Origin of the sequence: Psychrobacter sp. SWN149 (assembly GCF_015864565.1) — a bacterium.
In the GTDB taxonomy this organism is placed as follows: Bacteria; Pseudomonadota; Gammaproteobacteria; order Pseudomonadales; family Moraxellaceae; genus Psychrobacter.
This window is the reverse complement of the sequence record NZ_JADYWX010000002.1, coordinates 1-11650: the sequence shown is the minus strand read 5'-3', so window position 1 is coordinate 11650 and position 11650 is coordinate 1. Positions and strand designations below refer to the sequence as shown.

Annotated in this window: 11 protein-coding genes, 2 tRNA genes and 1 rRNA gene; 4 read left to right on the top strand and 10 right to left on the bottom strand. The window is 41.6% G+C overall.

Going from position 1 to position 11650, the window contains the following annotated elements; genetic code table 11:
- The first annotated feature begins 36 nt into the window (after positions 1-36).
- From I6E86_RS02845 to I6E86_RS02835, 3 genes are all read left to right on the top strand, one after another.
- Positions 37-1986, top strand: a complete 1950-nt coding sequence (locus tag I6E86_RS02845; RefSeq protein WP_197175901.1) for a MacB family efflux pump subunit — start codon at positions 37-39, stop codon at positions 1984-1986.
- A gap of 231 nt (positions 1987-2217) precedes the next feature.
- Positions 2218-2293 (top strand) — tRNA-Lys (locus I6E86_RS02840).
- A gap of 159 nt (positions 2294-2452) precedes the next feature.
- Positions 2453-2528, top strand: a tRNA-Lys gene (locus I6E86_RS02835).
- A gap of 82 nt (positions 2529-2610) precedes the next feature.
- Here I6E86_RS02835 and I6E86_RS02830 read toward each other — a convergent pair.
- Positions 2611-3399, bottom strand: a complete 789-nt coding sequence (locus tag I6E86_RS02830; RefSeq protein WP_197175086.1) for an MBL fold metallo-hydrolase — start codon at positions 3397-3399, stop codon at positions 2611-2613.
- Positions 3400-3712: 313 nt separating this feature from the next.
- Positions 3713-5800, bottom strand: coding sequence for a catalase (locus tag I6E86_RS02825; protein ID WP_197175085.1), 2088 nt, complete (start codon positions 5798-5800; stop codon positions 3713-3715).
- A gap of 441 nt (positions 5801-6241) precedes the next feature.
- On the opposite strand from I6E86_RS02825, the gene I6E86_RS02820 reads away from it, so the two are divergent.
- On the top strand, positions 6242-7033 hold the full coding sequence (locus I6E86_RS02820) for a dienelactone hydrolase family protein (RefSeq protein ID WP_197175084.1): 792 nt from the start codon (positions 6242-6244) through the stop codon (positions 7031-7033).
- Positions 7034-7162: 129 nt separating this feature from the next.
- Here the strand turns inward: I6E86_RS02820 and I6E86_RS02815 are convergent, their stop codons facing one another.
- From I6E86_RS02815 to rrf, 8 genes are all read right to left on the bottom strand, one after another.
- Positions 7163-7837, bottom strand: coding sequence for a DUF938 domain-containing protein (locus tag I6E86_RS02815; RefSeq protein ID WP_197175083.1), 675 nt, complete (start codon positions 7835-7837; stop codon positions 7163-7165).
- A 98-nt stretch (positions 7838-7935) separates the two neighbouring features.
- Entirely contained in the window at positions 7936-8400 is a 465-nt protein-coding gene (locus I6E86_RS02810) for a flavodoxin family protein (RefSeq protein WP_197175082.1), read from the bottom strand.
- Between the two features lies 1 nt (position 8401).
- Positions 8402-8815, bottom strand: coding sequence for an OsmC family protein (locus I6E86_RS02805; RefSeq protein ID WP_197175080.1), 414 nt, complete (start codon positions 8813-8815; stop codon positions 8402-8404).
- Between the two features lie 95 nt (positions 8816-8910).
- Positions 8911-9447, bottom strand: a complete 537-nt coding sequence (locus I6E86_RS02800) for a hypothetical protein (protein ID WP_197175078.1) — start codon at positions 9445-9447, stop codon at positions 8911-8913.
- 241 nt (positions 9448-9688) lie between these two features.
- Positions 9689-10093, bottom strand: coding sequence for a hypothetical protein (locus tag I6E86_RS02795; RefSeq protein WP_197175076.1), 405 nt, complete (start codon positions 10091-10093; stop codon positions 9689-9691).
- 199 nt (positions 10094-10292) lie between these two features.
- Complete coding sequence (locus I6E86_RS02790; RefSeq protein ID WP_197175074.1) at positions 10293-10673, bottom strand: DoxX-like family protein; 381 nt, start codon at positions 10671-10673, stop codon at positions 10293-10295.
- Positions 10660-11100 carry a thiol-disulfide oxidoreductase DCC family protein gene (locus I6E86_RS02785; protein ID WP_197175072.1) on the bottom strand — a complete coding sequence of 147 codons (441 nt, stop codon included), beginning with the start codon at positions 11098-11100 and terminating at the stop codon, positions 10660-10662. Before I6E86_RS02785 ends, I6E86_RS02790 begins: the two co-directional genes overlap by 14 nt.
- 439 nt (positions 11101-11539) lie before the next feature.
- A 5S ribosomal RNA gene (rrf, locus tag I6E86_RS02780) occupies positions 11540-11650 on the bottom strand; the annotation flags it as partial.

Genomic DNA, 11650 nt, shown 5'->3' with positions numbered 1-11650 from the left:
AATACTGCTAACCATCCTGCATCAGGCAAGCCCATTATGGAGTTGTCTGGCATTATCAGAGAGTTCCCTGCTGGTGAGCAAACCATTCGCGTCTTGCATGATATCAATCTAACCATCAATCAAGGCGAGATGGTTGCCATCATTGGACAATCAGGCTCTGGTAAGTCCACCTTGATGAATATCTTAGGTTGTCTAGATCAAGCCACGGCTGGTGATTATAAGATTTATGGTCAATCCGCCCGTAAGCTTGATGCCGATCAGCTGGCCGAACTGCGCCGTGAGCATTTTGGTTTTATTTTTCAGCGCTATCATTTGCTTGGTGATATCAGTGCCAAAGACAACGTCGCCGTCCCTGCCGTGTATGCTGGCATGGATACCGAGGCACGCACCAATCGTGCTGAGAAGCTATTAACGGATTTAGGCCTTGGTAGTAAGGTCAATAACCGTCCCAATCAGCTCTCAGGTGGACAGCAGCAGCGTGTTTCTGTTGCTCGTGCACTGATGAATGGTGGTGACGTAATCTTAGCAGATGAGCCAACGGGTGCCCTAGACAGTAAGTCTGGCGAAGACGTCATGGCGATTTTGCATGACCTCAGCGCACAAGGTCATACCATTATCATGGTCACGCATGATCCAAAGCTGGCGGCACAAGCGGAGCGTGTGATTGAACTAAAAGATGGCTATGTCATCGCTGACTATCAAACTGAGCATTACAAGCACACAGACAAAAAACCAGAGTCTATCCTTGGTGAGCATCGTAAAAGTGCCTTTGGTAGCTTTGTTGATCGACTGCTTGAAGCGTTTAAGATGTCTTTGCTTGCTATGCGTGCGCATAAGATGCGTACCCTACTGACCATGCTCGGTATCATCATCGGTATCGCTGCAGTCGTATCTATCGTTGGCCTTGGTCAAGGCTCTCAGCAGCAAATCCTCGCCAATATCAGCTCGCTAGGTACCAATACCATCACCGTCAATGATGGCTATCCTAGAGGCGACCCTAGACGCCGTTACAACGATGACAACTTGACACCAGAAGACGCAGAAGCGGTCGGCAATCAGCCCTATATTATCAGCGTCAGTCCTCAGGTAAATGCCAACTCTAGCGTGCGCTATCGTAGTATACAAGAGGATGCCACCGTCAATGGCGTTGGTGAAGACTATCTAACCGTCACTGGTGAGACGTTGGCATTGGGTCAAGGGTTTGATGCAAAAAGCGTCACATTACGTAGTCAAGATATCATCATCGATGACAATGCCAAACAGACCTTTTTTGCAGATATTGATAACCCCATTGGTGAAGTGATATTGGTTGGTAGTGTGCCTGGACGTGTGATTGGCGTACTCGAAGAGAGCGATGGTGGCTTCGGTCCCAGTGTGACGACGCCCACCATCTATATGCCTTATACAACGGTGATGTCGCGCGTCACTGGTAGTACCAATATAGACCGCTTTGTGGCGTTATTAGATGACAGTATCTCCTCTAGTGCCGCAGAGACTGCCATTTCTGATTTGATAGAGAGTCGCCATGGCAAAGATGATTTTGAGTTACGTAATTCAGACTCTATCCGTCAAACGATCGAGTCGACGACAGGTACGATGACATTGCTTATTTCATCGGTCGCGGTTATTTCATTGATCGTCGGCGGTATTGGGGTCATGAACATCATGCTCGTCTCTGTCACCGAGCGCACCAACGAGATTGGTGTACGTATGGCAGTAGGCGCACGTCAAAGCGATATCATGCAGCAGTTCCTCATCGAGGCCGTTCTAGTCTGTATCTTAGGGGGACTGATTGGTATTGGGCTGGCCTTTGCCATTGGTGAATTAATTAATAGTGTGGGCGGTGATAATTTCAAAGTTATCTATTCATCAACCTCTATTATTGCCGCTTTTGTGTGCTCTACTCTCATTGGCGTGGTATTTGGATTCTTGCCTGCCCGTAATGCCGCCAAATTGGATCCTGTTGAAGCATTGTCTAGGGACTAAAAGCTGTGACTGGCATTTTAAATCAGTATTTATTGCCATCAAACATCCACCAATAAGCCAAATTAGATAAAAAAAAGGCATTTTTTTGCATTAATTGCATTTTTTTGGCGCTTCGGGGTTGTATTTGGCTCATTTATATATATAATGTGCTCTCACGTTTAGAGATACAAATTAACTAAACGGGAAAGCAAGCATCATGCTTAAATTATTAAGTATCGTTTGCAAACATTAGGGCTGTTAGCTCAGTTGGTAGAGCAGTTGACTTTTAATCAATTGGTCCCGCGTTCGAGTCGCGGACAGCCCACCATATTTAGTTTGATCTTTATTAATCGTTCTGCCCTATCCGGTAGTAGACTAATAAAGATAAGTTTAAAATACATCGTTAAGATGTTTAGTTTTAGAAAGTTCTTTAGTTAGAATTTTTTCTTGCAGAGTTAAAAAGCATCGCTTTTTTATATACTCTTCAGGGCTGTTAGCTCAGTTGGTAGAGCAGTTGACTTTTAATCAATTGGTCCCGCGTTCGAGTCGCGGACAGCCCACCATATTTAGAAAGCCCAGTTACTATCTTAGTAACTGGGCTTTTTTTCGTCTGGGTTTTTTGAACGTGTTTTTTAACTTTGGCTTTTACTTATATTTCTTACGTTTAAACAGTCGAAAGTTATCTCTCTTGCGCCATAGTAGTTTATGTCTGATCGTATCTTTGATGGTACGTGGGTGCTTGGGTGCATGAGCAATAAACTCATCAAACTCTGCCTCACTCATGGCCAGCTCTCGACCATGTGCCATCATCACCATTGACGGTTGCAATGCTCTTATTTTTTTTAACGATTCAACATAGTCTTTAGGGTAATAGACAGGAAACGGTGCTACGAACTTGTGGCGTAATTTAATGATTAAATCAGCTGTATATACTTCGCGACTGGGCAAATGAAACAAAGACAAGTCACGATCCGTATGACCTGGCGTCTCTAATACTTGCCACTCATCAAAATGTGGCACAAGCTTGCCGTCTGTGACGGTGATATCCGGTCTCAGACTTGCCGAGTAATACAGGTTTTTAAATGAGCGGCCTTGACGTCTGGCCACATAATACCCTAGATGTATATCTACGAAGTGCATCGTGTGCCCACCAATACCGCTATACCACTGCTTTTTTTTATCCGCTGAGACAATCAGACAGCCAGTCTTTCCTCGAAACTTATTCGCACCGCCTGCATGATCCGGATGCATATGCGTAACCACCACTACTTTTAGGTCAGTGATGGGTCGTTTCAATGTTGTCTCAATATAGTCAAGCACCATCGGTACATCAGCACGGCAGCAACCATCTAACAGCATTATTTTATCTGGATATACTGCCAGATAACTACTTTGGATATATCCTTCTAAACGTACAATTTCACATAGACTCATTGGTGTTCCCTACCTCATTCGTCGTTATTATTGTGAGGCTTTTGTTCAGTTTTATAGCCAACCTTTAGTATAGCGCCCGTCACCACAAATAAAATGACTTTGAGTGAACGCTTGTGACTATATACAAAAGTAATGCGGCATACAGAGACGACATAGCTAATACTATTAACAAATAACGATTAGAACCTGTATATATATGACTTTTATCTATAAAAATTCTCACCTTATTAGCAAAAAGCAAAAACCCAGCACTTAGGCTGGGTTTAAGGAAACATTTAGTAATTGGATAGTTTGTAAACTATCTACTTATCAACTATGCAAGATCACGAACCTTTGGCTCACGTTCCCATAGACGAGACTTAGCATTGCTGATAAAGGCATCTAGCTCAGCCAATGGCGTCACAAATTCATCTTTTTCAACTGGGAGTTTACTTAGGATAAATTCATCAGTCGCGCCGCAATATGCGATGGCTTTGCAATGGTTGTACGCATCGTTGAACCAATCTAGTGCTGAGCTGTCTTTTGCCAGCTTCTTAGCTTGGTCAGGCATGATGATACTAACGACGGCATCAAACATCACTGACGGACCCCCAGCGAGACGCTCATCAGCTTGTATGCGTGTACCATCATCCAATACGACTTCTTTGTTAGGCGCTACAATCTTGACGCTAGCACCTTGCGCTTTGGCGGCATCTTCGAATTTTTTGACTTCACTGCTATTAGAACCTTCCGCGACTAATATACCGATCATACGGCCTTTTAGTGTATCAGGCGTTAGACCAATCGTTTGTACCGCTTTAGACGTTCCCAAGTCTTGGACAGGTGCAGCCGCATCCGCTGGCTCTGGTAGCTCCATACCCAGTGCCGTTGCTACGCGGTTGGCCAAGTCTTCATCGATATGAATCAAATGGCTAAGCATACGCGTACGTACATGAGCTGTATCTACTTTGCCTAGCTCAAATGCATAAGCGGTTGCAATATGTGCTTGCTCGGTTGCTGTCTGGCTACGATAGAACATACGTGGCTGGCTATAATGATCTGCAAAGCTCTCGTCACGTACTCGGCCTTTTACGCCATCATCTAGTTGCTCATGGAATGAGTTAAAGCCACGTTTAGCGCTTTCACGAGGACGAGTTGGATCTAGGCTTTGTGGCTCATAGAGTACACGTGTCTTAGGCACTTGCATTTGCATATGACCATCTTGCTGATTGTTAGCAAACGGACATTTTGGTGCATTAATAGGAATCTGGGCAAAGTTTGGCGATCCTAACCGTGATAGCTGGGTGTCTAGATAACTAAACAGACGACCTTGTAATAATGGGTCATTACTAAAATCAACACCAGGTGGCAAATGCGATGGGCAGAATGCTACCTGCTCAGTCTCTGCAAAGAAATTGTCTGGATAGCGGTTCAATACCATCTTACCCACGACTTTAACTGGCACCAATTCTTCTGGAATCAGTTTTGTCGCATCGAGATGATCAAATGGAAATTCGTTGGCTTCTTCTTCAGTAAATAACTGTACGCCAAACTCCCATTCAGGATAGTCGCCATTATTGATTGACTCAAACAAATCACGGCGATGATAGTCAGGATCAGCACCTGAGATTTTCACTGCCTCATCCCATGTGGTCGATTGTACGCCCAATACTGGCTTCCAATGGAAACGTACAAAGGTGCTCTTACCGTCTTTATTGATTAAGCGATAGCTATGAATACCGAAGCCTTCCATCATGCGTAGGCTACGTGGTAGACCCCGATCACTCATCAGCCAAATTAGATTGTGCATGGTTTCAGGACTTAATGAGACAAAATCCCAAAACGTATCATGAGCGGAGGCCGCTTGCGGAAAACCGCGATCTGGTTCTGGTTTTACCGCATGAATCAAATCTGGAAACTTCATCGCGTCTTGGATAAAGAAGATTGGCATGTTATTACCAACGATATCCCAATTACCTTCTTCCGTATACATTTTCACAGCAAAACCGCGCACATCACGTGGCGTGTCTTTTGAACCTTTGTTACCTGCTACCGTTGAAAAGCGCGTAAATAATGGCGTTTGCTTACCCGTTTCGGTCAATACTTTTGCAGTCGTATATTCTTCTAATGACTCTGTCAGCTCAAAATAACCGTGTGCTGCACTACCACGAGCATGAACGATACGCTCAGGGATACGCTCATGGTCAAAATGATTGATTTTTTCACGTAATACAAAATCCTCTAACAGCGTCGGCCCACGTGAGCCTGCTTTTAGCGAGTTTTGGTTATCAGCGATAGCTACACCTTGCTGCGTGGTTAATACTTTGGTGTCGCCGCCTGCGCGCTGATGGGTTTCACCACCATTGCCACGTTCAGTGTTCATGTTTTTGGCGGGGTCAGTATGATCGATATTATTATTCATAAAAAGTCCTAGCTAATAGATTGAGAGTGCTCTTTTAAATCACTAAAAGAGTGCCTACACAGTTTTGATATCCTTTGAGATAATGGTGACTTCATCTGTCATTTATTTGTCTGTGTCTTCAGTATTGCCGAGCGTTAAATTGATACCGCACTAAAATTCATAAAAGAATAATAGGCTTAGGACTTATACTACCCAAAAAATAAGTCAAATATAGTTGCGTATATAGTAAACCTTGTTGATGTTTGGTTAAGGTTTATAGACGCTATAAAGCAGCTGCTTTAGATGGTCTCAAAGGCGCATAAACGTTAACAATAGAATCTTGTAATGTAGTTATTCTTTAAGGTATGCTTTTATGAAATACTAAGGATGGTTAATAAATAAAACAGGCACAATCTTTAGCCAACCCTTTATCTTTCTCACATACTTATAAGGCGATCCATTATGCTACCAACTCTAAACTCTCCATCTAAGAAACCTTATCACTCATTGCTAGTAGGCGCGTCAATGGGTCTAATGGCATTAATGTTCAGTCAGACAGCTGCCGCTATCACAACCAAAAATGTGACTTATACGGTCGATGACCAAGCATACGAAGGCTATTATGCCAAGGCGGACAAAGCTAATGCACCTTTTATCTTATTGATTCATGATTGGGATGGTCTAACTGACTATGAGCGCAAACGTGCTGACATGTTAGCGGCTGAAGGCTACAACGTATTGGCGGCCGATATGTTTGGACAAGGCATTCGCCCCACTTCTATCGAAGAAAACAAACGCCTAACTGGGGAGCTATATGATGATCGTAATAAAATGCGTCGCATATTGGCAGGGGCATTAACGGCAGGACAACTACAAGGCAATGATGTGCGTAAAGGCACTACGATGGGTTATTGTTTTGGCGGTACAGTTGCGTTAGAGCTAGCACGTTCAGGCTTTGAGCAAAAAGCATTCGTCCCTTTCCACGGTGCCTTCGACATTCCAACCGGTCAAAGCTATGACAAAACTACAGGAGAAATCCTAGTATTCCATGGCTCTGCTGACCAATCTGTCTCGCTAGAGAGCTTTGCGACTTTGGGCAAGACATTAGAAGCAGCCAAGATACCTCACGAAATGGTTACCTACAGCGGAGCGCCACATGCCTTTAGCGTATTTGGCAGCGATAGATATGATGCCCGCGCCGATGAGCGCTCTTGGAAACGCTACTTGGACTTTTTAGCAGAAGAATATAAATAACCTAGCAGCACAAGTTGAATAAGTAATAATATAAGCAAACCCAGACAAAAAGACACCTCAATTAAGATCTAATAATGATCCATTAAGGTGTCTTTTTATTTATTTAGTTTTTGCTGACGCTTTAAAAAATTAGCGCTTCTGAAATACCAATAGTTGATTATTAGCAGGCATCGCATACGATTTAGAAAGTTGTAAATGATGAGCATTTGCTAAACTAACGACATCTTCTTTATCGCGAATGCCGCTATCAGGATTACCTGATCTCAACATCGCATCAAATCGCTGATTACCTTCACTGGTATATTTGCCATCTTCGTTAAATGGGCCATATATAATCAGCTTACCGTCAACAGGTAGCGCCTCACCAGCCAATGTAAATAACCGCTCAACTAGAGCCCAGCTAATGATATGCAAAGTATTGGCTGTAAATATCACATCATAAGGTTTGGCTATATCACTGCTATTTAAATGACCACTAACAGGTACTGAATCATGCGCCAAATCAAACGCTAATGGCGAATATAGATTAGGTGCAGTATAAGCATTATGCCAAGCGACTATATGGCGGTGATTACTAATAACATCGCTGGTTTGCCATTGTATCTCAGGCAGATTAGGGGCAAAGTAAACGCTATGCTGACCTGTCCCAGAGCCAATCTCTAGCACATGATTAAAGCCTTGTAGCTCTGTTTGAAGTATTTCTAGAATAGGCTGCTTATTATTTTCACACGCTTGAGAAAACGGCAATGCAGAAATATCTACTTTATTATTTGGATTATCACTATCCAGATTATCGTCATGCATCACTATCCTCCCAAACCATCTATTATGCTCTCAGTATTGATAGCAGTAGATTAACAAGCACTGTCTATATTGCCATAGTTCTACCAAACAAATCACAACTAGTAAATCCCTGCCTCTACCCCAGCAGCCAAGGTCATAGCAAGCTCTTCTACTTGCTCAGCAAAGCTATCTTGCCAATCGCCTTGTAGTATCAGCGCCTCTTGCACCCAAGACCAGCGCAATCCCGTGATAATGGTTTTGAGCGCACGCTTAGTACCCGTACCATCATGCCCTGCTCGAATATATACCGCAAATGGCATACCTTGCTTCTTTTCTAGCACGGGATAATAGCAGCGATCAAAAAAATCTTTGGTCAGCCCTGCCATATACGCTAGATTTTCAGTCGTACCTAGCAGTAACGCATCAGCAGCCAACACATCCTCAGGCTGCGTATCCTGCGGTGATTTCAAAACGACGTTGATATCTATATCAGGATGATTGGCACCGTCATAAGCTGCCTGCACCAATTTCTGAGTATTAGGCGATGGCGCATGAGCGACGATGAGTAAAGTCTTAGTAGACATATTAAGCGTCTGTGCCATTGTTAAACACTAAGTTTTGAGTAATGGCAGGATCTAAGCTATTGCCTACTGGACAAGTCAACGCAGTTTTGTAGAATCGTTTTAACGTACTTTCATCCAATGCCTTCGAGAAATTGACTATAACGTGTATTTCACTCACACGCCTTGGTTTGGCAGCCATGACTTTGGTAACTTCTGCGGTCGTACCTGAGATATCGATGTCCATCGCTTCGGCTTTGATACCAATAATCGTTAAGATACAACTGCCCAAACTGGTCGCTAGCAAATCAGTAGGAGAAAACGCCTCACCTTTACCATGATTGTCCGTAGGGGCATCAGTGATGATTTGATTATTTGATTGTAAATGGATGGCTTGAGTACGTAAATTGCCTTGATAGGTTACTTTTGAAGTTGTCATGGAATTCTCTTTTATAGGTAATATTGGGTGTGAAAGTACGGTTTAGTTTTCAATTATTTTGCAAATTAGATAGTAAATACTCAGTGATTCAAAAATTATAAATACTCAATAAACATACGATATTTTAAGTCTGAATCAGGTGCAGGTATATTATAATCGGTAAATACTTGTTCCCATTGAGATACACATCCGGACAGTACTTCCATCAGTCCCTTTACATTGCCATCTGAATTTTTAATGTCAAAGGACACTCTCATAGCTTGCGTAATTTCAGTCATTTTTCCATCATCACCTATACCTAATAACATGTGCCTCGAGATTTTAGAATCGACCGAGGAAACAGATGACTTACGTCCTTCAAGCAATTTAAAGTGCTTTGACAAGTTTGCAATTGAACCACAATAATTCAGCCATTCATTTTGAGAGTGAATATTATAAAAATCTGACTTTTCAGCACCATCTAAATTCAAATATGCAAGACACCAATCTCGAAGGGATAAAGATGTTACACAAAAATTAAAAAAGTGATCTACCTTTTCCTGTATATCCTTGGAAGTCCATGTTCTTTTACCTTCACGTAACAACTTCTCTAATAGATCTTTAGGTTCTTTGTATTCTTTTAATATGGACATTATTGCTCCTAAGGTAGAATTACATAATTAATTTATATACAAATTTTCAAGTATATAATTTTTAAATAAATCTTCGCTAGCCCTTAAGCATCTGTCGAAGCTGAAAACTCTCTGAGCACACTCGATCCAGCAGCTTTATATATAGCTCCATCAGCACCGCCACCGCCTATCAATGAGAGTTTGGCTACATTTGACATTAGCAGTCGCGACCTTCTTCCTGATAGGCTACCTTGGTGTGTTTCTACCGTTCTTCCCACTTACTTTCTGTAAGGTTATACGCCTGATCATTATCATGAGGAGCAATGTTTGCATTTAATTTAAACGATTCTCCACCCATCTCTCTCCAACACTTTGAAAACCACTGAATAAGCTCATCAATCGCGATACTCCATGGGTCAAAATCTTCATCTTCATTGATATACTTCTCTTCAAGCTCATAAGGGTAGACATACTCTATCTCTAACAATTCTGGCTTAACAGGCGACGGATATTGAGCTTTACCATTGACATAAACAAAGTGTTCAGAATTATTTGAATCCATAAAAAAATTTCTAACTGGGAATCCTTGTGTGAATCCATCAGCAAATATTTCAAACTCTAGACTGACCACTTCTTTTGGATAACTATATTCGATTAACGCTTTCAAAACTGTTTTATACTCGTAGTGAGTCCATGTAGATATTTTTGAACTTTCTCTGAAAAATCTTGATCGATATTCATTTTATTTTCTTTTTATAGTATTGCCTCAATTAGACTGAATCATGGGCTGCAACGTGTGATGTATATTGTCATATCTTTTCAACTCATGAAACTTTAAATAAATCTGTACCTATTTTGGTTACCATTTACGTTTTATCTACGAATAGAATCAGATAGCAAAAACCCAGACCTAGAATATTGGTCGTAACAGGATTGAATGCACCTATTAAATACATTGGACTTGCTACGAATACGAAGAGTAATAATAAAATTAGAATAGCTACGGCTATATAGACAGGAGTCTTAGATTTATTGAGAAATATGATTGCGTAACCCAAAACTATCTCACCAATACCCGCTAAGGGTGAGGCTACCTTAGCAGGCACACCAATACCACTGATAGAGACCAAATGTACTTCGACCGCACTTAACCACAATATTTTGGGCACCAAACCATGATAAATAAACAAAAATCCCAATAGCACTCTACTAATCATCGAAACATGAGTGAGCTTATCTTTTTGCATTTAAAAAACGTGCCTCATTCTCTGGCAATGGTAGAGCACAGTAGTCATATTTACCAAAAAGACTATAACGATTTAATGCGATACGGTCATACATCCAATCTCGTATAGATGTCGGAATAATCTTGAAAATACAAACCCCTTTCCACGGATAGCCTAACTCTGCCATTATTTGAAAAAAAGCATCACTTTTTTGGAAGGACTGGTTACCTTCTACATAAAGCATGGTCTCATAAGAGTCGGTAGGTAGCCCAAAATAAAGCAGTATCTCTTGGCCTTCTTCTGACTGTACACTGCACAATTTGAAAAGCTGCTTACTATCATACTTGAGGATAAAATTACTCCATACGTTACATAGCTTACAAACACCATCGAAAAGAATGACTTTATCTAAAACACCGACATTGGGAGGGATTTTATCAGTACTCATCTTTTTACTCTTTTGAATAACCACTTATTGTTGAGTAAATTTAACACTAATATGGCTGAGCAACAATCTAAATATAAAAGTAGAGTGTGGTCTGATAATTTTTAATAATGAATAGCTAAAATTAGATAAAGAACAAACCTCAAAGCAAAAGGTACAATAACGCGAGATATGTGTAGAGGAAGTAATTAGGTAGCATTAACTAATGAAATGACTATATTAAGAATAAACCAACGCACAAAGAAAAAACCCCGACAAGCTAATGTCGGGGGATAATTCAGAATAGAGAGCTGACGATGACCTGAGCGCCGTAAAAATTGCATGCCAATTTTAGGCAGCGCAAGAGTAAATCCTTTAAATAGGATTTACTGTGTAGGTCACTAAGAATAAAAGATAAAAAAAAGAGCCACCCGGTTAAGGGTGACTCTTTTTAAGTATAGAGAGCTGACGATGACCTACTCTCACATGGACGAATCCACACTACCATTGGCGCAACGATGTTTCACTTCTGAGTTCGGGAAGGGATCAGGTGGGGCCATCGCGCTATTGTCGT

Coding starts and splice junctions, on each gene's coding strand:
- I6E86_RS02815 (WP_197175083.1), bottom strand. CDS start 7,837: ATGCATGACGATAATCTGGATAGTGATAATCCAAATAATAAAGTAGAT.
- I6E86_RS02785 (WP_197175072.1), bottom strand. CDS start 11,100: ATGAGTACTGATAAAATCCCTCCCAATGTCGGTGTTTTAGATAAAGTC.
- I6E86_RS02790 (WP_197175074.1), bottom strand. CDS start 10,673: ATGCAAAAAGATAAGCTCACTCATGTTTCGATGATTAGTAGAGTGCTA.
- I6E86_RS02825 (WP_197175085.1), bottom strand. CDS start 5,800: ATGAATAATAATATCGATCATACTGACCCCGCCAAAAACATGAACACT.
- I6E86_RS02820 (WP_197175084.1), top strand. CDS start 6,242: ATGCTACCAACTCTAAACTCTCCATCTAAGAAACCTTATCACTCATTG.
- I6E86_RS02805 (WP_197175080.1), bottom strand. CDS start 8,815: ATGACAACTTCAAAAGTAACCTATCAAGGCAATTTACGTACTCAAGCC.
- I6E86_RS02800 (WP_197175078.1), bottom strand. CDS start 9,447: ATGTCCATATTAAAAGAATACAAAGAACCTAAAGATCTATTAGAGAAG.
- I6E86_RS02830 (WP_197175086.1), bottom strand. CDS start 3,399: ATGAGTCTATGTGAAATTGTACGTTTAGAAGGATATATCCAAAGTAGT.
- I6E86_RS02810 (WP_197175082.1), bottom strand. CDS start 8,400: ATGTCTACTAAGACTTTACTCATCGTCGCTCATGCGCCATCGCCTAAT.
- I6E86_RS02845 (WP_197175901.1), top strand. CDS start 37: ATGGAGTTGTCTGGCATTATCAGAGAGTTCCCTGCTGGTGAGCAAACC.